Raw genomic sequence first — 23,561 nt, 5'->3', positions numbered from 1 at the left:
ACCTGACAACGCCGACGACTGGGCCTATTTCCGGAAACCCCCTGTCAACCCGTGCCGTGGTCGCTCTACCATCGGCGTATCAGTAGCAGGCTCTCCTCCGTTTCCGCCCGATTGCCCGGCCCAGGCGGTCGATCAGGCCCTACGGAGCATCGGGGGATGCACATGAAAAGCGCTCCGCACCTGCTGGCCGAGGACCGACCCGAGTACGAGCGGATCCTTGCCGACTCTCTGCGCCATGCTCACGAACGCCCGGATCTGGACGGTGTGGGGGACCGGCTCAACGCGGAACAGCTGCGGACGATGGCGCTGAACGCCACCGCTCTGATCACCGCAGCGGCCGCTACCGAGTACGAGCACTACGTGAAGGTCCGCGGCGAACTGCGCGGACCGGCCGATGCGTCGGCCCCGGAGACCGCCTTCGGGTCAGCCCTCGGACCGCCCCCTGACGAACCGGACGGGGCAGGTGCGGGAACCCTTGCTGTCATCGCCGCACTGGCCCCCGTGCTCGCCGGCTCCGCCGCCCTCATATTCCTGCTGGTCGGCTATCTCCTGAAGGCGGTCAGCCCGGCCCTGGCGTTCGGGGGCACCCTGGTCGCCGCCGGATGGTTCTTCGCGGCGGTCGCCGCCGCGGCCATCCTGGTCGCCGCGATCGGACTCCTCATCACCGCGCTGCGGAACGGAGCCACCGCGCTGCCGGCCATGGACGACGAGCAGGAGTTGCCCGAGGACGTGGCACGCGCCAGGGAGGCCTGGCGCCACGCACTGCTGGAGCGGGGCATCCTGCCCTTCCTGCGGGACGCCCTGGCCGACCCGACCGCGGGGCCGGCCTCACGGACCCCGCACCGCTCGGCGAACCGCATCCCGAAGATCGGCTACAGCAGACCGGACTTCTCCGGCCCGCAGGACGGCCCCTCGGCCGGACCGCGTCCGTCCTTCACCAGCCCCGACTTCACCAGTCCCGACTTCGGCGGGCCTGAACACCAGCCGGAGTGATCCGGCCCGAGTTCCCGTACGTCGGAGTGGTCCTGCCGGGCCCCGTTCCCCGGGAGTGGTCCTTCCGGGCCCGGACCTGAGTCGCCGTGCCGCGTTCCGGCACAGCAGAGGCCGGGTGCAGTTCGCTGCACCCGGCCTCTGCTGTGTTCAGTGTGCGGTGGTGCTCCGATCCGGTCGGAGCACCCGCCGGACTCAGACGCCCTGCGGAGCCAGCTTGGGGTTCGCGCCGTACTCGTTGGCCTCGTGCGTGCCCTCGGAGCACATGAAGACGAGCAGGATGATGCCGCCCACGAGCGGGACGAACGAGATCAGGAACCACCAGCCGGAACGGCCCGTGTCGTGCAGTCGGCGGACGACGACGGCGAGCGAGGGGATGATCACAGCGAGGATGTAGATGATGTACGGGATCTGCGTGTCGATGGCGGCACCGATACCGAGCAGGACTCCGGCGATGATCACGTTGAAGAGCGCGAACATCCAGTACTCCTTGCGGCGCGCACGACCGCTGAAGCCCGCGTAGTTCTTGAGGACGTTCAGGTACCAGCTCACTGTGTTTCCCTCCCCTGGCGCCCCCCGTCGGGGCGCACACTTTTTCGGCCAAGCACAGCGGAAGGTAAGGCACAGATAAGGAAGTGGTCAAGCCAGGGCATGCCCCTGCCGAAACGTACATAGACCTGCCACGTTTTCGTGTCCCTACCGTCTCCGAACTGCCCCTGGAATCAGGAGATCAGAGGATCCATCACGTGAAACCAGCCATTGTTCATACTCTTCGTGCCCAATGCGGACAATCTGATGAACAGCCAGGCGGCACCGTCCCGGGCACGTAACGCCCAGGACAGCGCCGCCTTTTCTGCGTCCCCGGTATCAGTCCGCCAGCGGCAGATACACCCTGTTGCCGCTCGCGGCGAACTCCTTGGACTTCTCCAGCATCCCCGCCTCGATCTCCTCCTCCGAGGCGGAGGGGAGCAGGTCGGGGGCGAACTGCTCCGTGATGCTCCTGCTGATCTTCATCGAACAGAACTTCGGACCGCACATCGAGCAGAAGTGCGCCGTCTTGGCCGGCTCGGCCGGCAGCGTCTCGTCGTGGAACTCCCGTGCCGTGTCCGGGTCGAGCGCCAGGTTGAACTGGTCCTCCCAGCGGAATTCGAACCGGGCGTCCGACAGCGCGTCGTCCCACTCCTGCGCCCCGGGGTGGCCCTTGGCGAGATCCGCAGCATGCGCGGCGATCTTGTACGTGATGACGCCGGTCTTCACGTCGTCCCTGTTCGGCAGCCCCAGGTGCTCCTTGGGCGTGACGTAGCAGAGCATCGCCGTCCCCCACCAGGCGATCATCGCCGCACCGATGCCCGAGGTGATGTGGTCGTACGCCGGGGCGACATCGGTGGTCAGCGGGCCGAGCGTGTAGAACGGCGCCTCCTCGCAGATCTCCTGCTGGAGGTCGATGTTCTCCTTGATCTTGTGCATCGGGACATGGCCCGGGCCCTCGATCATCGTCTGGACGCCGAACCGCTTGGCGACGGAGTTCAGTTCACCGAGCGTGCGCAGTTCGGCGAACTGCGCCTCGTCGTTGGCGTCGGCGATGGAGCCGGGGCGCAGTCCGTCACCGAGCGAGTAGGTCACGTCGTAGGCCGCGAGGATCTCGCAGAGCTCCTCGAAGTGCTCGTAGAGGAACGACTCCTTGTGGTGCGCGAGGCACCAGGCCGCCATGATCGAACCGCCGCGGGAGACGATGCCGGTCTTGCGGCGTGCCGTCAGCGGGACGTACGGGAGCCGGACACCGGCGTGCACCGTCATGTAGTCGACGCCCTGTTCGGCCTGCTCGATGACGGTGTCCTTGTACATCTCCCAGGTCAGCTCCTCGGCCCGGCCGTCCACCTTCTCCAGGGCCTGGTAGAGCGGAACGGTGCCGATCGGCACGGGGGAGTTGCGCAGGACCCACTCGCGCGTGGTGTGGATGTTGCGGCCGGTGGACAGGTCCATGACCGTGTCGGCACCCCACTTGGTCGCCCAGGTCATCTTGTCCACCTCCTCCTCGATGGACGAGGTGACCGCGGAGTTGCCGATGTTGGCGTTGACCTTCACCAGGAACCGCTTGCCGATGATCATCGGCTCGATCTCCGGGTGGTTGACGTTGGCCGGCAGCACGGCCCGCCCCGCCGCGATCTCCTCGCGCACCACCTCGGGCGCCACGTTCTCCCGGATCGCGACGTACTCCATCTCCGGAGTGATCTCGCCGCGGCGGGCGTAGGCGAGCTGTGTGACCGGCTGCCCGTCGCGGCTGCGGCGGGGCTGACGGGGACGGCCCGGGAAGACCGCGTCGAGGTTGCGCAGGCCGCCGCGCGGCGCGGTGTGCTTGAGCCCGTCGTCCTCGGGACGTGCGGGGCGGCCCGCGTACTCCTCGGTGTCGCCGCGGGCGATGATCCAGTTCTCCCGCAGGGGCGCGAGCCCCCGGCGGACATCGGTCTCGGTGGCGGGATCGGTGTACGGCCCCGACGTGTCGTAGAGCGTCACGTCCTTGCCGTTGGTGAGGTGCACCTGACGGACCGGCACCCGGAGGTCCGGGCGCGAGCCCTGGACGTACCCCTTGTGCCAGCCGATGGACTTCCCGGCCTCGCTGTTCGCCACATCCTGCGCATTCTGGGTGTTCTGCGCATTCTGCTTCGAGGCAGGCGTGCGTGCGTCCGCTGTGGTCATGAGACCTACTCCCTACGCCGGCATTACCCGGTAACAGGTTCGGCGGTCGGCGCAGCGTGTCCCGTACGGATATACGGAGGTCAGCGCCCTCTCAGCCCGGTGCTCCGAGCTCCCGCGTGTGCAAAGGTGCCTCCACGCTAGCCTCCCTCCTGGCGTGCTGGCCAGAGGGCCTCTCCCGTTCTTGGGATGATCGCCCGGTGACGTCCTCCCCGAGCGCCCCCGAACCGCACGGCCCCCGGTCCGGCAGCACGCAGAGCCATGCACCGGGCCACACCCACAGCCACGGCCCCGCCGCGCCCGTGTCCAAGCATCTGCGCAAGGTCATCGCCGCGGTGCTGATCCCGTTCGCCGCCGCGGTCCTGGTCGGGCTCGTGGCCTTCTGGCCGGGCGGCGCGCCCTCCCACGAGCGCACGGGGGTCGGTTTCGACCGGCAGACACAGCAGGGCAAGGTGGTGGAGGTCGCCAAGGTGGACTGCGCGGACGTGAACGCCTCGCAGGTGCCGCCGACCGGCGACACCTCGACACCCTCGGGGCGTGAGGCGGTCAACGAGCAGTCGGGGCTGTGCAAGAAGGCCACGGTCGAGGTGACGACCGGCAAGGACAAGGGCCGTACGTTCGTCGAGATCATCCAGCCCGACGCGACCAGGCAACTGAGGGAAGGCCAAGGGGTGGTGGTGGCGTACGCGCCCGACGCGCCCCGTGATCTGCAGTACTCGGTGACCGACGTGGCCCGTACGTTCCCGATGGCCCTGCTGGCCGGGATCTTCGCCCTCGCGGTGATCGTGGTGGGCAGGCTGCGCGGGCTGATGGCGCTGATCGCACTCGTGGTCTCGTTCGCCGTGCTGACGCTGTTCATCCTCCCGGCGATCCTGCAGGGTTCGAATCCGCTGGTCGTCGCGGTGATCGGGGCCAGCGCCATCATGCTGATCGCCCTGTACATGTGCCACGGGCTGACCGCGCGCACATCCGTGGCCGTCATCGGCACGCTCGTCTCGCTGCTGCTGATCGGGCTGCTGGGCTCGCTCTTCATCGGCTGGGCGAGCCTGAGCGGCAACACCGACGACAACACCGGCCTGATCCACGGGCTGTTCCCGGACATCGACATGAGCGGCCTGCTGCTGGCCGGTGTGATCATCGGTTCGCTCGGTGTGCTCGACGACGTGACCGTCACCCAGACGTCGGCGGTCTGGGAGCTGCACCAGGCAGATCCGACGATGGGCGTACGGCGGCTCTACCGGGCAGGCATCAGGATCGGGCGCGACCACATCGCCTCGGTCGTCAATACGCTGGTACTCGCTTACGCGGGCGCCGCGCTGCCCCTGCTGCTGCTCTTCTCGATCGCCCAGAGCAGCGTGGGAACGGTGGCCACCAGCGAACTGGTCGCGATGGAGATCGTCCGGACCCTGGTCGGATCGATCGGGCTGGTCGCCTCGGTGCCGGTGACGACGGTGCTCGCGGCCCTGGTGGTCTCCGCGGACCGCACGGGGCTCGACGCGGAAGCCGGAGCCCCTGCCCCCGTACGGACCGGGAAGGGCCGACGCCGCAAGGCGTGAGCGCCGGGCGTACGGGGCACCGGTGTTGTCTGTTCAGCGGGTGATCCCTGTTCAGCCGGCGTTCTGTTCCTTGGCGAGGATGCGGCCCAGCGCCTCTTCCAGGTTGCCGTCGAAGTCACCCAGCGTGTGCTCCTGTCCCAGTGGCACCAGCTTGTCCGTCCGGTCGAGAAATGCCACAAGAGGCGCCGTGCCGGCGCGGAAGAGCGCCCGATCCGTGCCGACCTGGAGCCGGATGTGTACGTCGGAGAGACCCTCGGGCTCGGTCGGGCCGATGTGCACATCGCCGTCGCCGCTCGGGTTGTTGAGACCGTCGAGCAGCAGCTCACGGCCGAAGGCCCAGGTGACGGGGGCGTCACCTGGCAGGTGGAAGGTCATCCGGATCGCGTACGGATCGCCCACTTCGTACCGGAGCTCCACCGGAATACGGAACGAAAGCTCCTCGGAGACGAGGAAGCTCATCATGACCTCTGCTTGAACCGACTCGCGCATCGTTCAACCCCGCAGTAGATGAATCTGGCCAGGAATGATCCCCCATGGCCCTATTGACGCCATCGTGGTGCACGCGATAGCAGATCACAAGGAGTGATTTTTCAGATACTGATAGAGAACACGAACGAGCGCAAGAGACTGGTCACTTCACAGCGTAGTTGTTCGACTGCGGGGAGCAACCGTTCCTCTTGGTCCAGGGGCAGTGAAATGGCCATGGCCGCCACGGCAGTTCCCACAGTGATCGGGATGGCCGCACAGACCGTTCCCAGCGCATATTCCTGCCGTTCAACGACGGGTTCCATGCGGTTCATCGATCTCATCCGGTCGAGAAACGCCGGACGATCCCTTACGGAGTAGCGCGTCAGCGGTTGCACTGGGTGACGGTCCAGATGATCCTCACGCGCCCTCTCGTCGAGCTGGCCCAACAGACACTGACCGAGAGCATGCGCATGGCCGGTCTCACGGAAGGCTGCCCACTCCTCGACGGCGGGAAAGTCGGGCGTATCAGCCACCGCGACGAGGTCGATCTCCCCGTCGCGGTAGACGGCGCAGTACACGGGTGCGCCGATGACATCGGCCCAGTGCGCGAGCGATTCGATGATCACACCGCGACGAGGTGCGGCCGCCCGGCCTCCGACGAGGCGTTCGGCAGCTGCACCGAACAGGAAGACGCCGTTCTCCCTGCGCAGGTAGCCCTCGTGGGTGAGGGTGCGCAAAAGGTGGTAGGCGGTGGGAAGGGGAAGCCCTGCTTCCCGCGCGAGCTGCTTCGCCGGCGCCCCTTCCCGATGGGTGCCCACAGCCTCCAGCAGTCTCAACGCCCGCTGAACCGAACCGATCAACGTCGGGACAGCGGTACTCGATGCCGTGGTCAAAGGTCACCCCCAGGCATGGTGACGGGCGTTCAGCCCTCCCGCGGGGGCCGCCCCCACGGGCCCGCCGCGAGCCGGGGGTCCGGAGACCGGGCGGTCGCACAAACCACTGATCAGGACGGTGACGGGCAGTCATTTCCCAGCCGACGGCAGCGGTCTGCCACTGTATCGGCACCGTCCGTCACGGGTGAGGTTTCATCCTGGACTTAGCTCAGCTGGGCTAATCGCCGTATCTGCGGCCCGGCTCCGATCCCTCACGCTCCGCCCGACTGCCCGGCACCTCCCGGCGTTCCCGCTTACCAGTCGCTGCGGGAGGAGGACGCCAGGAACTTCCGCACGACGAAGATCAGACCGCCCACCAGGACGACGAACACCAGCGCCTTGAACAGCAGGCCGATCACGAAGCCGACCACGCTGGCGATGAGGCCGCCGAACACGACGATCGCGATGAGAGGCACCGCGACCCACTTCACCCACCAGGGCATCCCCGCGAAAATCTCCCGCACCGCCATCGTCCTTACCTCGTCTCTGTGAGTTCCTGCTTCGATGCTAGAGGCGTGGGGGTGGCCGGTGGGGGCCCGGGAGCCCTTGAAGTCCCCTGACCGATCCCCTAGGGAACCCCGAGGCGCCGGCTCAGCTCTCCGGCGGAGAGAAGACCACCATCACCCTGAGGTCCTCGGTGATGTGATGGAACTTGTGGGCCGTCCCGGCGGGGACGTACACGACACTCCCCCTGCCCACCTGTGTGGTCTCCATGCCGACGGTGATCGCGGCGCGGCCGCTCACGACGAAGTAGACCTCGTCCTGATTGTGCGGCTTCTGGGGGTCGAGTTCGCCGGCATCCAGTGCGTACAGGCCGACGGACATGTTGCGTTCCCGGACGAACTGCAGGTAGGCGCCCTCGTTGGCGGCCCGTTCCGCCTCCAGCTCGTCCAGTCTGAATGCCTTCATCGCCTGTCCGCCCCTTGCATGTGTTCTCGTCTGTTCTGCCGGTGTCCGGCACCGATCATGTCTGCCACGATCAGACACATGAAGAATTTCGTAGTCAAGACGATCGCCAACGCGGGTGCACTGGCCGTGGCCATCTGGCTGCTCCAGGACATCACGCTCACCGGTGACGACACCGGGCGCGAGGTGCTCACCCTCATAGTGGTCGCGCTGCTCTTCGGCCTGGTCAACTTCGTTGTCAAGCCGGTGGTGCAGCTGCTCACGGTGCCCCTGTTCATCCTGACCCTCGGACTGATCACCCTGGTGGTCAATGCCCTGATGCTGATGCTGACCTCGTGGCTGGCCGGTGTCTTCGACCTGAGCTTCCACGTCGAAGGCTTCTGGACCGCCGTCCTCGGCGGCCTCATCATCTCGGTCGTGTCCTGGGCGCTCAACGTCGTCCTGCCCGACAACGACTGATCGGCCCCTTCCTGAAAGAGTGCGGACAGGACCGGTGTGACGCCGGGGAGAGAAACGAGGGAACAGATGAGCACCACGGGCGACGGGACACGCGCCGTACGAGCGGGACTGCCCGAGCCGGAGCAGTACGAACCCACGCTGCCCGGGCCCGTCTTCGCCGCCCACTTCCATCTGTCGGGCGAGCCCGTCGGCCCCTACACCTACGGCCGCGAGACGAACCCGACGTGGACGCATCTGGAGCGGGCCATCAGCGAGCTGGAAGCACCGGGGGAGAGGGGCGAGACCACTGTCTTCGCTTCCGGAATGGCGGCCGTCTCAGCCGTCCTGCTGTCCCAGGCCCGCACCGGGGACATCGTCGTCCTCCCCGCTGACGGCTACCAGGCGCTCCCCCTGGTACGGGAGCAGCTGGAGGCGTACGGCGTCGAGGTACGGACCGCGCCGACTGCGGACGACGCCCAGCTCGAGGTCCTCGAGGGGGCGAAACTCCTGTGGATCGAGACCCCGTCGAACCCGGGGCTCGATGTCTGCGACGTTCGCCGGCTCGTCACCGCGGCACACGCGGCGGGTGCTCTGGTCGCCGTCGACAACACGCTGGCCACCTCCCTCGGCCAGCGCCCCCTGGAACTGGGCGCGGACTTCTCCGTCGCCAGTGACACGAAGGGGCTGACCGGGCACGGCGACATCCTGCTCGGCCACGTGACCTGCCGGGATCCGCACCTGTCCGCGGGCGTACGGCGCTGGCGCAAGGTCGTCGGCGCGATTCCCGGCCCCATGGAGGCCTGGCTCGCGCACCGATCCCTGGCCACGCTGCAGCTGCGGATCGACCGGCAGTGCACCACCGCGCTGGCCCTCGCAGAGGCGCTGGCCGCGCGAGCGGAGGTGACCGGGCTGCGCTACCCCGGGCTGCCCACCGACGCCTCCTACCCGAAGGCCGTGCGGCAGATGCGGCGCTTCGGCTCCGTGGTCTCGTTCACGCTGGCTGACAAGGAGACGGCCGAACGCTTCCTGGCCGGGCTGCGTCTGGTCGACGACGCGACGAGTTTCGGCGGCGTGCGCTCCACGGCCGAACGCCGGGCCCGCTGGGGTGGCGACGCCGTCCCGGAGGGCTTCATCCGCTTCTCGGTCGGGGCCGAGGACCCTGCCGACCTCCTGGCCGATGTGGAGCGCGCGCTCGACGAGGCCGCTCGCTGACCACCTGCGGGACACGGACCGAAGGCGCTTCGCGGTCCGGCAGGACCGGCCCAGGACAGGCGTCCCCGTCCACCTGGCCGGTCCTGCTCGGGACGGGCGGTCCGAGCCTCCCCCCTCTTGGCTCGGACCACCCCGGTTCCTTGCGCGAAGAACCGCCTGCACAAGGCTAATTGACTCTGCGTCAGTGTCCAATCACAGTAGCGACAGCTGCCTATCGACATATTTATAGTTGTGCGGGCCGACTGTGCCGTTCCGGAGCGTCGCGAGGGTGGAGATGCAAGCCATGGACCTGGCCCTGTTACGCACATTCGTCACGGTGCACCGGGCCGGATCCTTCACCCGGGCCGCCGCGCTGCTCGGGCTGTCCCAGCCCGCTGTCACCTCGCAGATACGCACGCTGGAACGCCAGCTGGGCCGCCCGCTCTTTCTGCGAGGGGCCCGCGGCGTCACCCCGACCACCATCGGCGACGAACTCGCACACCGGGCCTCGCCCCATCTTGACGCCCTGGTCGAGATCGCCGGGGCCGGACTCGACGAGGAGCCGGGGGTGCGCACCCTCCATCTGGCCGGTCCCCCGGAGTTCACCGCCGTACGCGCGCTTCCCGCGCTCACCCCGCTGATCTCCCAGGGTCTCGCGCTGCGCAGCACGTTCAACGGAAATGCCGAGGACACGCTGGAAGGGCTGGCCGCCGGACACCATGACCTGGCCATCACGACCGCTCGTCCACGGGGAGGGCTGTTCACCTCGACGACCCTCTGCGACGAGGAGCACGTCCTGGTCGCGTCGCCGCGCTGGGCCGGGCGGCTGGGGCCCGGAACACTGCGGCACAAGGGCTCGGTGGTCCTGGAACAGCTTCCGGTGGTCGAGGTCCACGAGAGCCTCCCCCTGGTCACCCGGTACTGGGCCGCCGTGTTCGACAGCAGACCCGCCGCTTCCGCCACGGTGATCGCGCCGGATCTCCGCGCGGTCCTGCAGTGTGCGGCCGCGGGCGCCGGTCTCGCCGTACTGCCCCGCTATCTCTGCGAAGACGCACTGGAGCGGGGCGAAGTCGTGGCGCTGCTCGACCCGCCGGTACCGCCGCTGCGGACGTACTTCCTCGCCGTGCGGACCGGCACACTGGCTCTCCCTCACATTGCGCGGGCGCACGAATGCCTGGTGCGTGCAGCCGTGGACTGGTGACCGGTCGGCCTGTAGGAGTTTCAGATCGCGTTTCACGGGCCACTCTCTTGCCATGACCGAACGTCCTGTGGTCAAGCGCACCGCACGCGCCGTCCTGCTCGACGGCGATGACCTCATCCTCATCAAGCGCACCAAGCCGGGGGTGGATCCGTACTGGGTCACGCCCGGTGGCGGTGTCGAGCCCGAGGACGCCACCGTCATCGACGCCCTGCACCGCGAGGTCGACGAAGAGCTCGGCGCCAAGATCGTCGATGTCGTGCCCTGCTTCGTCGATACCGTGGAACACATCGCGGGTGGCGGCGTCAAAGGTGTGAAGGTGCAGCACTTCTTCGTCTGCCGACTGGAATCCATGGATCCGTCACGCCGGCACGGCCCTGAAATCGAGGACCCCTGCGGGGAGTACGAAATCGTCCGGGTGCCCTTCAGCCGGGTCGGAATCGCAGCCGTACACCTGGTACCCCTGTCCTTGCGCCACTACCTGGACGGCAACATCGAGGGCGTACGGGCGATGCATGCGCCCGACCTGGGCTGAAGGGCTCCGGCACGCCGGCGCCACGACCGTCCGTACGCCGAGGCCAGTACATGCGGATACTCCCGCCGTCAGATGACCGCTCGCTCCACGCTTGACACCGTGTTTCACGTGAAACCACTCAAGCGCCCTGTTCGCCGGACCCTCCTCGTCGCCCATGTCGCCGTTTCCGTCAGCTGGCTGGGCCTCACGGTCGGATTGCTGGCCCTCGGCCTCGCCGCGTTCCTCACCGGTGACACGTCGATGACGGAAGCGGCCACCCGTTCCATGAAGGTCTTCGGTGACTGGCTGGTCGTGCCGGTTGCCCTGCTCTCGCTCCTGAGCGGCCTCGTGCTGTCGCTCGGCACTCCGTGGGGCCTGGCGAGGCACCGCTGGGTCTGGACGAAGTTCTGGCTGACTCTGGTCACGGCAGGACTGTCGATCTTCTCGCTCCGCCCCGGCATCGATGAGGCCGCCGCCCAGGGTGATGCGGACATCGATCTGGTCATCGCGCCCTCGGTGGCAACGGCCACCTATCTCTTCATCACCGCGATCTCGGTGCTGAAGCCGTGGGGACCGACCCGGCGAGGTCGGCGTCTGCGTGCCTCGAAGACCTGACGCGCACCTCGGGGGCCCGCGGTATGCGGGCCCCCGAGGGTGGTGGACAGCGTTGCCGGTGTTCGCGGCGTCAGGAACCCTCAGACGAGGGACTCGGCTGCGGCGGTCGCAAACCCGTGGTCCTGCTCGGGGGCACCGCCACCGACGCCGACGGCACCGATGAGCCGACCCTCGCGATGGACCGGGACACCGCCGGCGATGAAGAGCAGCGGCCGGTCGAGGGCGGTCGGCAGCGTGTGGAAGAGACCGCCGGGCTGGACGGCGTCCACCAGGTCGGCCGTGGGGGTGTTCAGCTGGAGGGCGGTGTACGCCTTGCGGGTGCTGGTCTCTCCGGCGATGAGCACGGCCCGGTCGTCGCGGCGGAAGGACAGCATATGACCGCCGGCGTCCAGGACGGTGACAGCGACGTTCACGCCGGCTGCCTCGGCAGCACGACGAGCGGTGTCCACGAGCGCTTCGGCGTCCTGGATGGTCAGCGGGGCGAAAGCGGTGGTGGTGACGGTGGCAGTGCTCATGGGGACGACTCCTTGGTGCGGGGTGCGGGGTACTTCTGGATGGGGCGAGCGGCTGCAGTGCCGGGTGGGCGGCGACAGCGGGTGTCAGTGCCTGCCTACGGCGACCGCGACCGGCTCGGAGGCGTGCTCGGCAACAAGCCCGCTACGGGTGACCGTGCGGCGCTCGATTGCGCCGGAGACGATGGCGAGGACCAGTGCCGAGGCCGCGAGAACGGCACCGACCCAGTTGGGTGCGGTGTATCCGAGCCCGGCAGCGATGACCATCCCTCCGAGCCACGCCGACAGCGCGTTCCCGAGGTTGAAGGCCCCGATGTTCACGGCGGAGGCGAGGGTGGGAGCACCCGCGGCCTGATCGAGAACGCGCTTCTGGAGCGGCGGCACGGTCGCGAAGCCCAGCCCTCCGATGAGGACGATCGTGACGGCGGCAGCCGTCTTGTCGTGGGCGGTCAGCGTGAACAGTGCCAGGACCAGGGCGAGAGCGCCGAGTGATACGTACAGCAGTGGCATCAGGTGGCGGTCGGCGAACTTGCCGCCGAGCAGATTGCCGCCGACCATGCCGAGTCCGAACAGGACCAGCAGCCAGGTGACGGAGGACGGCGAGTAGCCGGCGATCTCGGTCATCATCGGGGTGATGTAGGTGATCGCCGCGAAGACACCGCCGAAGCCCAGAACCGTCATCGCCATGGCGAGCAGCACCTGCACATTGCGGAAGGCGGCCAGCTCGTGGCGGATCCTGACGCCCTCGGGCCTGGGCTGCTCGGGCACGAGCTTCGCCACGCCGAGAAGGCCGAGGACACCGAGTCCGGCAACGAGGAAGAACGTGGTCCGCCAGCCGACACTCTGGCCGATGTAGGTGCCCAGGGGGACCCCGACGACGTTGGCGACGGTGAGCCCGGTGAACATCATGGCGATGGCGCCGGCCTTCTTCTCCGGAGCGACCAGGTCGGCGGCGACGACCGATCCGATACCGAAGAAGGCTCCGTGGGCGAGCGAGGCGATGACTCGTCCGGCGAGCATCACCCCGAAGACGGGGGCGAGTGCGGACACCACGTTGCCCACGACGAACAGCCCCATCAGGAGCATCAACATGCGTTTGCGGGTGACCCTGGTGCCCAGCACCGTCATCAGCGGAGCGCCGAGGACCACTCCCAGGGCGTAGCCCGTGACCAGAAAGCCTGCGGTGGGGATCGAGACCTGGAAGTCCGCCGCAACATCGGGGAGCAACCCCATGATCACGAACTCGGTGGTTCCGATACCGAATGCCCCAATGGCGAGGGCGAGGAGCGCGAGCGGCATGGGTTCACCTTCCCTGAAGATTGCGTCTGCGCCTTACGAGCGTCCACAATAATTGCAAGCGCGGGTTAATTGCAAACGCGGGCTATTGCGTATGTGCCCTATCCTGGGATGCACGCAGCTCCGCACGGAGGAGAGACACATGACCGCGACAGATCCCGCACTGACCGCCCTCTCCCAGGGCTGGTGCGCCCTCTCGCTGCTCCACGGCAAGATCGAGGCCCACATCGAGCGGGCCCTGCAGTCCCGCCACGGTCTCAGCGTGCGTGAGTACTCGCTGCTCGACGTCCTGAGCCGCCAGCACAGCGGCACGGGCGGCCATCTTCAGATGAAGCAGGTGTCCGACGCCGTCGTGCTGAGCCAGAGCGCCACCACCCGGCTGGTCACCCGGCTCGAGGACCGCGGTCTGCTGACCCGCTACCTCTGCGACACGGACCGGCGAGGCATCTACACCGATGTCACCGAAGCCGGCCTGGCGCTGCTCGACGAGGCCCGGCCGACCAACGACACGGCGCTGCGTGCCGCCCTGGACGAGGCTGCGAAGAACCCGGAGCTCGCCCCGCTGGTCAGGACCGTCGAAGCCCTCAAGGTCCCCGCCTGACCGGGTGAGTTGCGTAGTCTGCCGATCATGAGCGATATCGCAATACGTCCTGCTGTCCTCACCGACATCCCGGCCATCGTGGCCATGCTCGCCGACGACCCGCTCGGCGCGCAGCGCGAGTCACCGGACGACCTCGCCCCGTACGACTCCGCATTCCGGCGACTGGCCGACGACCCCCATCAGCGTCTCGTCGTCGCCGTGCGCGAGGAGCGCGTCGTGGGGACGCTGCAACTCACCGTGGTCCCCGGGCTGTCGCGGCGTGGTTCGACCCGCTCGATCATCGAAGGCGTCCGCATCCACGCCGATGAGCGCGGCAGCGGTCTCGGTACCCAGCTGATCCAGTGGGCGGTCGATGAATCCCGGCGCCAGAAGTGCCAGGTGGTGCAGCTGACCTCCGATGCCTCCCGTGCTGACGCCCATCGCTTCTACGAGCGGCTCGGCTTCACCGCGAGCCATGTGGGCTTCAAGCTCGCCCTCTGAACCGAATCGACTTCACCTCAGGGGAGCCATGCATCGCATCGATGACAGCCAGCGTCGGATCAGGCTCGGCAGAAGGCATCTGCTGGCCCCGTCCGTGCGGGCCGACTCCGTCGTGGCGGCTGCCGACGCCGTCGTAGCCCTGCACGCCACCGACGCCGCCACGGTCTTCCTCTCCGCGTGCGCCCGGCTGTCCGACGCGAGCGTAGAGACAGTGGAGCGCGCACTCTACGAGGACGTCTCCCTGGTGCGACTGCTCTCCCTGCGGAACACCCTGTTCGCGATGTCGACGAACGTCGCGCCTGCCATCGACGCGTCCAATGCGCGGGCCGTGGCGGCCAAGGAGCGCCGCACCCTGCTCAAACGCCTCCGAGAGGACGGCAACGGGCTGGACGAGGCCTGGCTCTCCGCCACCGAGCAGGAGACGCTGGCCGTTCTGACGGCGCGCGGCCACGCCTCGGGGAGCGAGCTCTCCGCCGCCGTACCGGCCCTGCGTACCAAGATCACTGTCTTCCCGGGCACGAAGCAGGAGGCGGTGCAGGGAGTCGCCTCCCGAGTCATCCGCGTCCTCGCCGCCGACGGACGCATCCGCCGGGGCCGCCCCCGTGGTTCCTGGACCTCCAGCCAGTTCCGCTGGACGCCCGCTGCTCCCTGGCCCACGTCTGCGATCGCGGAGGCACAGGCGGAGGTGGCCCGGCGCTGGCTCCGCGCGTACGGTCCCGCGACCGAAGCCGACCTGAAGTGGTGGACAGGCTGGGGCCTCCGTGAGACGCGCAAGGCGCTGGCCGCCGCCGACGCGGAGGAAGTGCTCCTCGACAACGGGGCCTCCGGCTGGGTCGCGCCGGGCGACGTGGCTCCGGAACAGCCACTGGAGCCCTGGGCGGCACTGCTGCCCAGCCTCGACCCGAGCGCCATGGGCTGGTCCGATCGCAGCTTCCACCTGGCGGCCGGCCACCGTGCGGCACTCTTCGACCGGGCGGGCAACGTCGGACCCACCGTGTGGTGGAACGGCGAAATCGTGGGCGGCTGGGCTCAGCGAGCGGACGGCGAGCCGGTGTGGCGGCTGCTGTCCGACGTCGGCCGGGACGCCTCGGGCCTCATCGAGGCAGAGGCATCCCGGCTGTCGGCCTGGGTGGGCGATGCTCGGATCACACCGCGCTTCCGTACCCCGCTGGAGCGCGAACTGTCAGCCTGAACCGTCTGTCTTCCCCATTCGGCGTTTCACGTGAAACGCCGGCTCCGGAGCTCAGAGGGCAAGTCCCCGCCAGCCACCCTCGGCCACCCCACCGGGCACCGCCGCCCCCTTGTCGTAGGGCTCCCGTGTGAAGGCGAACGATCCGAGGTCGAGATGATCCACGGTGCCGTCATCGGCGCGCACGACTCGAAGCGTCTCCCCCGCGTAGTAGCCGTTGAGGCCGGTCCACGTGCCGTCCGGACATGCGCGGAACCGGGCACTGCGACCGGCACCGCGCAACGGCTGAAGCTCCAGGTCGCGCTCCGCAGCCAGCTTCAGGACGTAGGCATGGGTGCCCCAGTACCAGGGGCCGACGAGAGCCAGGAGCTCCTCGTCGACGTCGGGCAGTGGACGCCAGGGCTCCGGGATCCTCGGCTCCGCTTCGGCGACGATCTGCACCAGGTCCGCGGCGACCGTGCCCGTGAGCGGGCCCGAGGTGGCATTGGTGAGCACAACGGCGGCCACATCGTCCTCGACGCTGAACCACAGGGCGGCAAGAAAGCCCGGAAGCGAACCCGAATGACCGAGGAGCGTCCGGTCCTCCCGTCGTACGGCCTGCAGGCCGAGACCGTACGTGCCGGCCCAGTCGCCCGCTTCGGACGGCGCCGAGGGCGTGCGCATCTCCTCGACGGACGAGGTACGGAGGACGCGGTCGTCTCCCCGCGCCAGGAAGGACGCGAACCGGAGAAGATCGGTGGTGGTCGACCAGAGCTGACCGGCCGGCGCCATCAGGCCGAGGTCTTCGGCCGGCTCGGGCAGCATGACATCCGCCCACGGGTGGACCGCCCAGCCTCCCGCATGCGGGGCCTGCGGCTGCGGAGTCGTACGGTCCATCCCCAGCGGTTCCAGGATCTCGCGGTGCAGTACCTCGGCCCAGGGAGCACCACGCAGCGCCTCGATGAGTGAACCGAGCAGCGTGTAACCGGGGTTGGAATAGTGGTGGCTGTGCCCGGCCGGGTGCAACTGCGGCCGCTCGCCCAGAACATCGGCGAGCTCGGGCCTGACAGTCCCCGGCGTCCGCTCCCACCAAGGTGCGGGCGTTTCCGCGGCCAGACCTGCGCTGTGGCCCAGCAGTTGAAAAATCGTCGCCCTCCCCGCTGCTGTACCCGGGAGGTGCTTCTCCAGCGGGTCGTCCAGATCGAGCAGGCCCTCGTCACGCAGGCGTAGCACCAGCACAGCGGTGAACGTCTTGGTGATGGAGCCGATCCTGAACTGTGTATCGGCATCGGGGGCATGCCCGTCGACACACGTGCGCGAACCGCTCCAGGCGATCTGCCCGTCCCGCAGAACTGCGGCGACGAGTGAGGGGGTACGCCCTTCGGACTGCGCGGTGGCAATGCGGTGGAGCAGCGCACGCCGGGTACTGGGAAGCAACGCTTCGGATGAGGTCATGGCACAAGGACTACCTGCACGGCAGCCGCCGGGCGAATTCTTATCGCTGGACAGCCGACGCAACCCCGGCGCACACGGCACCGGGGCGCACCGGCGCGTCAGCGCTTGCGGCTGTACGTCCTCACCAGCGACCCGTTTTCGAAGGTGCGCACGCCCTCCAGGGTGAAGTCCGCAGTCGCGAAGTCCGATCCGAACATCGGCATTCCGGACCCGTACACCTGCGGATAGGTCTTGATGACGAGTTCGTCGACCTCATCAACCAGCTCGCCGGCAAGGCTGGATCCCCCGCAGAGCCAGATGCCCAGTTCGCTGTCCTCAGCCTTGAGTTCCCTGATCCGCCCGACCAGGTCGTCGGCCACGAGCTCCACATTCGGATCGGGGGACTCCCGCAGAGTCCTGGAGGCAACCAACTCCCGCAGATGGGAGTACGGGCTGGTGATCCCGGCGTCCACCGCCAGCTGGTAACTGCCCCGCCCCAGGACCACGGTGTCGAATTGCTGGTTCTTGGCATCCTTGAACCCCAGCGCCTCACGCCCCTGCGCCGAGATCGTCTCCGGATACTCGGACGTGAGAAATCCGAGGAACTCCTCACTGACGAAGGCCACCATCGATGTCGCGTCGCCGTTCGGATCGCCGATGAATCCATCGATCGAGCACGCTACGAAGTAAGTGAGCTTTCGCATCTGATCCCCGTTCTGTACAAGCCTGTTGGTCCTGAGAGCGAAGCGGCTGCGGCGGCGACCGCCCGCAGCGCAACCACTTCAACTAGAGTGCTTCACATGTAGTGGTAGTGCAAGCCTCTTTCCGAGGCAGGCGAAGGGAGAGATGACTCATGGCCAGGAATCCGGAGCGCAGAACGGCGCTCGTCGACGCAGCCATCGACGTGCTGGCCCACGAAGGAGCCCGCGGACTCACCTTCCGTGCGGTGGATGCCCGCGCGGGTGTTCCCGTCGGCACGTCGTCGAACTACTTCGCGAGCCGGGACGACCTGTTCATGCAGGCGGGCTCCCGCATCAACCACCGCATGACACCGGACACGGCCAAGGTCGAGCACGCGATGCGTCCTGAGCCCTCACGCGAGCTGGTCACGTCACTCATGCGCTGGCTGGTCCAGCGCATGACCGATGACCGCACCGGCTATCTGGCCATGCTCGAGCTCCGTCTGGAAGCCACACGCCGCCCGGCGCTGCGGGCCCGCCTGACCGAGACCGTACGCGCCGAGTTCGACCGGAGCCGTAGCCTCTACCAGGACGCGGAACTGCCGGGCGATGCCGATACCTTCCTCGCGCTCCACCTGGCCATGACAGGCCTTCTGCTGGAGCACCTCACCCTGCCCGACATGCTCTCCGACACGACGCTCGACCGCCTGGTGGACCTCGTGGTCACCAGCGTCGTGCCCGATCAGCACGCCTGAACAGTTCCGCAGCGACGCCGTCCTTCAGCTCAGCAGCGCCTGTCGGGCGACGAGCCCGGAACGGATCAGCTCGAGCAGGCGGCCCACCCAGTTGCGCCCCCGGCCGTCGCGGGCGTCACGCCAGAAGGGGGAGTCCGAGTGGCCTGTGTAGCTGATCACGCTGTCCCCGGTGGAGAGGAGGATCTCGGCGAGGTCAGGATGCTGGGTGAATTTCGCTTCCATCAAACCGCCCATGACGGCGAGTCGAATCCCGGGCCAGTCCGCTCTGCGCTCTGCCCGGCCTCCCCTTTCCTGCGCCTCCCGCCCGCTCGGCGCATCGCGGATCTGATCGTGCTCGGAAGCTTCGGCAGCTGACAGGGCCCAGTAGCCGTGGAGTACGGAAGGGTAGGTCTCCCCGGCGAAGACCACCGGCGCCGGGAACTCGTTGCGCAGCACGAACAGTCCGAGTGCTTCCGGCCAGCCCCGCGGAAAGATGGATTCCTCCGAAGTGATGGCAGCCTCGCCGGCCATGACCGGATCGTCAGCATGCTGGACAGCACGATGCTCCTCCTCCCGCGCGAGCCCCTCCTCACCCTGGTTGAAGTAGTCGAGGACCTCCGCATGCATCTCCGAGGTCACCACTGGACCGCCCCCCTCGACAGCGGCACCCACGTCGGTCAACAGGATCCGCAGGGGACGGTCCTGACGGTCCATGTCACCGAGGACGTAGATACGGAGGTGGGGTGGAACCGCCAGGTACGCCTCTCGGAGCAGGGCGCGGTTGGACTCACTCGGGTCCTGCTGGAAACGGCCGATCGCATCCCAGCAACGCTGTCTGGCCGTAGGCCGTTCGTTGAGCGCTTCGACCTTGTCGGCTACTTCGAGGAGGAATCCCTCCGGGGTCACCGGCTCGCTGTTTCGGGAAACCCACTTCGACCGCTCGTCAGGAAGCTTCGCAGACCCGGGCTCCGTGACCGCGATCCGACCCGATGCCAGCAGCTTCTCCAGGCCGCGCAGGTCGGTCAGCCTCTCGCACCTGACTGCCCCGTCCGCGTAGACGAGCAGATCGTCCAGGAAGTACTGGTCGTTCCAGTGGCTCCGCAGCCAGACGTGGCACCAGACCCCTTCGATTCTCTCGCCGTCCACTGTCCGATACGTCGGCCCCCGCCATGTCATGCGTGCACGTTACCGTTCGAGAGAGACCACGGCCCCGCAAACGACCGGCCCTCTCAGGACTGACGATCACCCCAGGACGAGCGGGAGCCTCACGGCCAGGTCGCCCAGTTCGGCCTCCTCCGCGCCGGTCGGGGCACGCCGTCTTTCGGCGGCTACTCGAACAGTCCGTCGGGAGCCACGGGTTTCTTCCCGGAACGAGTCGTGAGTCGCCACCGTCGAGCGCGCAGGCCCGATGGGACGCTGGGTGGACCGAAAGGACGACATCGGGAGGGGCAGCCGCGCAACCGAACGAGATCGCCGAGGCTCCGAACCGGCCGATCAGTCAGGAACTGGATCTCGCTCGTCCCGGGCCGGGCAGAGCTGGATGTCGTCAATGGCATCCCGGACGAGCGTCTCGAGGCGAGCGGCACCTACCGGATGACGCCCGAGCAGCGGGCCGGCTGGGAGGCCGAGGTGCGTTCGCTCTACGAGTCGGCGTCCGCATCCGAAATCCGCGAGGAAATTTCGTCGTGGGATGTCGAGAACCCGTACACGGCTCCGTCCCTGGAGCGAACACGGCCACGATGGGCCGTACGTCACCGAGGAGAACATGATGGCCAAGTACCTGCTGCTCAAGCACTACCGGGGCGCGCCGGCAGCGGTCAACGACGTGCCGATGGACCAGTGGGAGCCGGAGGAGGTAACGGCCCACATCCAGTACATGCGTGATTTCGCCGCTCGGCTCGAAGGCACCGGCGAGTTCGTCGACGCCCAGGCGCTCTCCCCGGAGGGCACGTTCGTCCGCTCCGACGGCGAGGGGCGGCCCCCGGTCACCGACGGACCGTTCGCGGAGACCAAGGACCTGATCGCCGGCTGGATGGTGATCGACGTCGAGACCTACGAGCGGGCGGTCGAGCTGGCCGGAGAGTTGTCCGCGGCGCCGGGTGCGGGTGGGAAGCCGATCCACGAGTGGCTCGAGTTGCGCCCGTTCTACGCCGAGCTGCCCGCGACCACCGAGTGAACGAGTCGCTGCTCCGGGAGCTTGTGCCCCCGGTGATCGGTGTTCTCGTCCGCCGCGGAGCCGACTTCGCGGCGGCCGAGGACGCCGTGCAGGACGCCCTGGTCGAGGCCGTCCGCGTGTGGCCGGACAACCCGCCGCGGGACCCCAAGGGCTGGCTGGTCACCGTGGCCTGGCGCAAGTTCCTCGACGCCGCACGCTCCGATGCCTCCCGACGGCAACGCGAAGTACGGGTCGAACGCGAGCCGGTGCCCGGCCCGAGCGAGACGGTGGACGACCCTCTCCAGCTGTACTTCCTGTGCGCGCACCCGTCCCTGACACCGGCCTCGGCCGTCGCGCTCACGCTGCGGGCGGTCGGCGGTCTGACCACGCGCCAGATCGCGCAGGCCTACCTCGTGCCGGAGGCGACCATGGCCCAGCGGATCAGCAGGGCCAAGCGGACCGTCTCCGGCGTCCGCTTCGACCGGCCCGGTGACGTCGCCACGGTGCTGCGCGTCCTCTACCTGGTCTTCAACGAGGGCTATTCCGGCGACGTCGACCTCGCCGCCGAAGCGATCCGGCTCACGCGCCGACTCGCGGCCGGAACCAGCCATGAGGAGGTCGCGGGCCTGCTCGCGCTCATGCTGCTCCACCACGCACGGCGCCCGGCACGGACCGGCCCCGACGGCCGGCTCGTGCCCCTTGCCGAGCAGGACCGCAGCCTGTGGGACACCCGCTTGATCGCCGAGGGCGTCGACGTGCTCCAGACGGCCCTCGCCCGCGACCGCCTGGGCGAGTTCCAGGCCCAGGCCGCCGTCGCCGCCCTCCACGCCGACGCCCGGACCACCGAGGAGACCGACTGGGTGCAGATCGTCGAGTGGTACGACGAACTGGTGCGCCTCACCGACAGCCCGGTGGCCCGCCTCAACCGCGCTGTCGCGGTCGGAGAGGCCGACGGCCCGCGTGCCGGCCTGGCAGCCCTGGCGGGTCTCGCCCCCTCCCTGCCCCGTTACACCGCCGTCGTGGCGTACCTGCACGAGCGTGACGGTGACCCGGTGACCGCAGCACGGCTCTACGCCGAAGCCGCCCGATCGGCGCCCAGCCTCCCCGAACGCGACCACCTCACTCGACAGGCCGCACGGCTCAACTCCCGACTGCGCAGGTGATCGAGACCTGCGGAGGTGCCGGATCTCGGGCTCGGCACAAAGGACGACGCTGCGACCTGCGACTTCTTCCGCCGTTGCCGCGGTCCAGGCCGACGCCCGGACCGCACGCGGGAGCTCCACGCCACACCCCAGGCAAACGGCCGTACGAGCACGTCGAAGTGCCCAGCAGCCAAACGGCGGTGGACGCTTCGACGAACCGCTGAGGTCACGGCATCCGGCACGGGACCTCATCAAGCCGGCAGTAACGCGACGAGCGATCAGGACACGAAATCCGAGTCCCCGCCCAAGGGTGACTCAGGTCTGCGCCATGTCCACAAAACGCGAGTAGTGGCCCTGGAAGGCCACGGTGATCGTCGCCGTCGGGCCGTTACGGTGCTTGGCCACGATCAGGTCCGCCTCGCCCGCACGGGGCGACTCCTTCTCGTACGCGTCCTCGCGGTGCAGCAGGATCACCATGTCGGCGTCCTGCTCGATGGAACCGGACTCACGCAGGTCGGAGACCATCGGCTTCTTGTCCGTACGCTGCTCGGGGCCACGGTTCAGCTGGGAGAGCGCGATGACCGGAAGCTCCAGCTCCTTGGCGAGGAGCTTGAGGTTTCGGGACATGTCCGAGACCTCCTGCTGACGGCTCTCGGCACGCTTGGCACCGCCGGACTGCATCAGCTGCAGGTAGTCGATGACGACGAGCTTGAGACCGTTCCGCTGCTTCAGACGACGGCATTTCGCCCGGATCTCCATCATCGAGAGGTTCGGCGAATCGTCGATGTAGAGCGGGGCTGCCGAAACGTCCGGCATCCGCCGGGCCAGCCTCGTCCAGTCCTCGTCGGTCATCGTGCCGGAGCGCATGTGATGGAGCGCCACCCGCGCCTCGGCGGACAGCAGGCGCATCGCGATCTCGTTGCGCCCCATTTCCAGGGAGAAGATCACGCTCGGCAGATTGCTCTTGATCGAGCAAGCGCGGGCGAAGTCCAGGGCAAGCGTGGACTTTCCCATGGCGGGGCGCGCCGCGATGACGATCATCTGGCCCGGGTGCAGGCCGTTCGTCAGGGAGTCCAGATCGGTGAATCCGGTCGGCACACCGGTCATCTCGCCGCTGCGTGACCCGATCGCCTCGATCTCGTCGAGGGCACCCTCCATGATGTCGCCGAGCGGCAGGTAGTCCTCACTGGTGCGCTGCTCGGTGACGGCGTAGATCTCGGCCTGGGCGGAGTTGACGATCTCGTCGACGTCTCCGTCGGCGGCGTATCCCATCTGCGTGATCTTCGTGCCCGCCTCGACGAGACGCCGGAGCACGGCCCGCTCGTGGACGATCTCCGCGTAGTACGAGGCGTTGGCGGCCGTCGGCACGGACTGGACCAGCGTGTGCAGATACGGGGCTCCGCCGACCTTGGTGATCTCGCCGCGCTTGACCAGCTCGGCCGCCACGGTGATCGGGTCGGCCGGCTCGCCCTTGGCATAGAGGTCGAGGATCGCCGTGTAGACGGTCTCGTGGGCCGGACGGTAGAAGTCGTGGCCCTTGATGATCTCCACGACGTCGGCGATGGCGTCCTTGGACAGCAGCATGCCGCCGAGCACGGACTGCTCCGCGTCGAGGTCCTGCGGAGGCACACGCTCGAACCCGGACGAGCCACCGTCCCAGCCGCTCTCGCGCCCCCGGTCGTGCTGCTCGTCCCGCCCCTTGCCCTCACCGCGGCGCTGACGGGAAACGGGCAGACGGTCACTGGGACCGACGTCGGCCCAGGGATCGTCCAAAGGCTCGGGAATGCTCACCGGGCCACCTCCTCCCGTCCGCTTCGCGGACCTAGCCCTGCCACTCTTTCTTACGGCACGGCACCG

General features: G+C 68.2%; 25 protein-coding genes and 1 riboswitch. Of the genes, 13 read left to right on the top strand and 12 right to left on the bottom strand.

The features are described 5' to 3' along the window. The first annotated feature begins 156 nt into the window (after positions 1–156). Positions 157–993, top strand: a complete 837-nt coding sequence (locus ACFW9O_RS07885) for a hypothetical protein (RefSeq protein WP_351174424.1) — start codon at positions 157–159, stop codon at positions 991–993. A 192-nt stretch (positions 994–1,185) separates the two neighbouring features. Here the strand turns inward: ACFW9O_RS07885 and ACFW9O_RS07880 are convergent, their stop codons facing one another. Further along, positions 1,186–1,542, bottom strand: coding sequence for a DUF805 domain-containing protein (locus tag ACFW9O_RS07880; protein ID WP_351173481.1), 357 nt, complete (start codon positions 1,540–1,542; stop codon positions 1,186–1,188). Between the two features lie 315 nt (positions 1,543–1,857). Continuing rightward, positions 1,858–3,687: a phosphomethylpyrimidine synthase ThiC gene (gene thiC, locus ACFW9O_RS07875; protein WP_351173484.1), complete on the bottom strand. Its 1,830-nt coding sequence runs from the start codon at positions 3,685–3,687 to the stop codon at positions 1,858–1,860. Next, positions 3,680–3,813: riboswitch (TPP riboswitch) on the bottom strand. It overlaps the preceding gene by 8 nt. Before the next feature lie 71 nt (positions 3,814–3,884). On the opposite strand from thiC, the gene ACFW9O_RS07870 reads away from it, so the two are divergent. Beyond that, positions 3,885–5,240 (top strand): YibE/F family protein, encoded by a 1,356-nt coding sequence (locus ACFW9O_RS07870; protein ID WP_384606278.1) that lies wholly within the window; start codon positions 3,885–3,887, stop codon positions 5,238–5,240. A 51-nt stretch (positions 5,241–5,291) separates the two neighbouring features. Here the strand turns inward: ACFW9O_RS07870 and ACFW9O_RS07865 are convergent, their stop codons facing one another. From ACFW9O_RS07865 to ACFW9O_RS07850, 4 genes are all read right to left on the bottom strand, one after another. After that, positions 5,292–5,729: an SsgA family sporulation/cell division regulator gene (locus tag ACFW9O_RS07865; protein ID WP_329209020.1), complete on the bottom strand. Its 438-nt coding sequence runs from the start codon at positions 5,727–5,729 to the stop codon at positions 5,292–5,294. 101 nt (positions 5,730–5,830) lie between these two features. Then, positions 5,831–6,601, bottom strand: coding sequence for a helix-turn-helix domain-containing protein (locus tag ACFW9O_RS07860; RefSeq protein WP_351173490.1), 771 nt, complete (start codon positions 6,599–6,601; stop codon positions 5,831–5,833). A gap of 293 nt (positions 6,602–6,894) precedes the next feature. After that, the gene (locus ACFW9O_RS07855; RefSeq protein ID WP_351173493.1) at positions 6,895–7,104 is read right to left on the bottom strand and encodes a DUF5326 family protein; all 210 of its coding nucleotides are present in this window, start codon (positions 7,102–7,104) and stop codon (positions 6,895–6,897) included. A 127-nt stretch (positions 7,105–7,231) separates the two neighbouring features. Next, on the bottom strand, positions 7,232–7,549 hold the full coding sequence (locus ACFW9O_RS07850) for a cupin domain-containing protein (protein ID WP_351173496.1): 318 nt from the start codon (positions 7,547–7,549) through the stop codon (positions 7,232–7,234). A 78-nt stretch (positions 7,550–7,627) separates the two neighbouring features. Between ACFW9O_RS07850 and ACFW9O_RS07845 the strand changes: the two genes are divergently transcribed. From ACFW9O_RS07845 to ACFW9O_RS07825, 5 genes are all read left to right on the top strand, one after another. After that, entirely contained in the window at positions 7,628–8,005 is a 378-nt protein-coding gene (locus ACFW9O_RS07845) for a phage holin family protein (RefSeq protein ID WP_351173499.1), read from the top strand. 66 nt (positions 8,006–8,071) lie between these two features. Continuing rightward, a complete protein-coding gene (locus ACFW9O_RS07840; RefSeq protein ID WP_384606274.1) occupies positions 8,072–9,196 on the top strand; it encodes a cystathionine gamma-lyase in 1,125 nt (374 codons plus the stop codon). Between the two features lie 283 nt (positions 9,197–9,479). Then, positions 9,480–10,376: a LysR family transcriptional regulator gene (locus ACFW9O_RS07835; protein WP_384606632.1), complete on the top strand. Its 897-nt coding sequence runs from the start codon at positions 9,480–9,482 to the stop codon at positions 10,374–10,376. A gap of 52 nt (positions 10,377–10,428) precedes the next feature. Then, positions 10,429–10,908 (top strand): NUDIX hydrolase, encoded by a 480-nt coding sequence (locus ACFW9O_RS07830; RefSeq protein WP_351173505.1) that lies wholly within the window; start codon positions 10,429–10,431, stop codon positions 10,906–10,908. A 108-nt stretch (positions 10,909–11,016) separates the two neighbouring features. After that, positions 11,017–11,502 (top strand): DUF2269 domain-containing protein, encoded by a 486-nt coding sequence (locus ACFW9O_RS07825; protein WP_384606270.1) that lies wholly within the window; start codon positions 11,017–11,019, stop codon positions 11,500–11,502. Between the two features lie 80 nt (positions 11,503–11,582). Here the strand turns inward: ACFW9O_RS07825 and ACFW9O_RS07820 are convergent, their stop codons facing one another. Both ACFW9O_RS07820 and ACFW9O_RS07815 read right to left on the bottom strand, forming a co-directional pair. Continuing rightward, a complete protein-coding gene (locus ACFW9O_RS07820; RefSeq protein WP_384606268.1) occupies positions 11,583–12,017 on the bottom strand; it encodes a heme-binding protein in 435 nt (144 codons plus the stop codon). 84 nt (positions 12,018–12,101) lie between these two features. After that, on the bottom strand, positions 12,102–13,313 hold the full coding sequence (locus tag ACFW9O_RS07815) for an MFS transporter (RefSeq protein WP_384606265.1): 1,212 nt from the start codon (positions 13,311–13,313) through the stop codon (positions 12,102–12,104). A gap of 139 nt (positions 13,314–13,452) precedes the next feature. On the opposite strand from ACFW9O_RS07815, the gene ACFW9O_RS07810 reads away from it, so the two are divergent. Genes ACFW9O_RS07810 through ACFW9O_RS07800 form a run of 3 tightly spaced genes read left to right on the top strand, consistent with a single transcriptional unit; the run spans position 13,453 to position 15,583 of the window. Then, positions 13,453–13,911: a MarR family transcriptional regulator gene (locus tag ACFW9O_RS07810; RefSeq protein ID WP_351173517.1), complete on the top strand. Its 459-nt coding sequence runs from the start codon at positions 13,453–13,455 to the stop codon at positions 13,909–13,911. A gap of 27 nt (positions 13,912–13,938) precedes the next feature. Beyond that, positions 13,939–14,391: a GNAT family N-acetyltransferase gene (locus ACFW9O_RS07805; RefSeq protein WP_351173520.1), complete on the top strand. Its 453-nt coding sequence runs from the start codon at positions 13,939–13,941 to the stop codon at positions 14,389–14,391. Positions 14,392–14,419: 28 nt separating this feature from the next. After that, positions 14,420–15,583, top strand: coding sequence for a winged helix DNA-binding domain-containing protein (locus tag ACFW9O_RS07800; RefSeq protein WP_384606261.1), 1,164 nt, complete (start codon positions 14,420–14,422; stop codon positions 15,581–15,583). Between the two features lie 51 nt (positions 15,584–15,634). Here ACFW9O_RS07800 and ACFW9O_RS07795 read toward each other — a convergent pair whose 3' ends face one another. Both ACFW9O_RS07795 and ACFW9O_RS07790 read right to left on the bottom strand, forming a co-directional pair. Continuing rightward, positions 15,635–17,014 (bottom strand): serine hydrolase domain-containing protein, encoded by a 1,380-nt coding sequence (locus tag ACFW9O_RS07795; protein ID WP_384606259.1) that lies wholly within the window; start codon positions 17,012–17,014, stop codon positions 15,635–15,637. 98 nt (positions 17,015–17,112) lie between these two features. Next, on the bottom strand, positions 17,113–17,697 hold the full coding sequence (locus ACFW9O_RS07790; RefSeq protein WP_384606256.1) for a dihydrofolate reductase family protein: 585 nt from the start codon (positions 17,695–17,697) through the stop codon (positions 17,113–17,115). Positions 17,698–17,846: 149 nt separating this feature from the next. Between ACFW9O_RS07790 and ACFW9O_RS07785 the strand changes: the two genes are divergently transcribed. Next, positions 17,847–18,428 (top strand): TetR/AcrR family transcriptional regulator, encoded by a 582-nt coding sequence (locus tag ACFW9O_RS07785; protein WP_384606253.1) that lies wholly within the window; start codon positions 17,847–17,849, stop codon positions 18,426–18,428. Between the two features lie 24 nt (positions 18,429–18,452). Here ACFW9O_RS07785 and ACFW9O_RS07780 read toward each other — a convergent pair whose 3' ends face one another. Continuing rightward, positions 18,453–19,553, bottom strand: a complete 1,101-nt coding sequence (locus ACFW9O_RS07780; RefSeq protein WP_384606250.1) for an NADAR family protein — start codon at positions 19,551–19,553, stop codon at positions 18,453–18,455. Positions 19,554–20,175: 622 nt separating this feature from the next. Here ACFW9O_RS07780 and ACFW9O_RS07775 point away from each other — a divergent pair. Then, complete coding sequence (locus ACFW9O_RS07775) at positions 20,176–20,583, top strand: YciI family protein (protein WP_384606630.1); 408 nt, start codon at positions 20,176–20,178, stop codon at positions 20,581–20,583. Beyond that, a complete protein-coding gene (locus ACFW9O_RS07770) occupies positions 20,580–21,725 on the top strand; it encodes an RNA polymerase sigma factor (RefSeq protein ID WP_384606248.1) in 1,146 nt (381 codons plus the stop codon). The genes ACFW9O_RS07775 and ACFW9O_RS07770 overlap by 4 nt, the downstream gene beginning before the upstream one ends. A 294-nt stretch (positions 21,726–22,019) precedes the next feature. Here ACFW9O_RS07770 and dnaB read toward each other — a convergent pair whose 3' ends face one another. Further along, on the bottom strand, positions 22,020–23,495 hold the full coding sequence (gene dnaB, locus ACFW9O_RS07765) for a replicative DNA helicase (protein ID WP_329209064.1): 1,476 nt from the start codon (positions 23,493–23,495) through the stop codon (positions 22,020–22,022). Positions 23,496–23,561: the final 66 nt, after the last annotated feature.

This window comes from Streptomyces sp. NPDC059499 (genome assembly GCF_042749285.1).
Taxonomy (GTDB): domain Bacteria; phylum Actinomycetota; class Actinomycetes; order Streptomycetales; family Streptomycetaceae; genus Streptomyces.
This window is presented reverse-complemented; position numbering and strand designations above follow the sequence as displayed.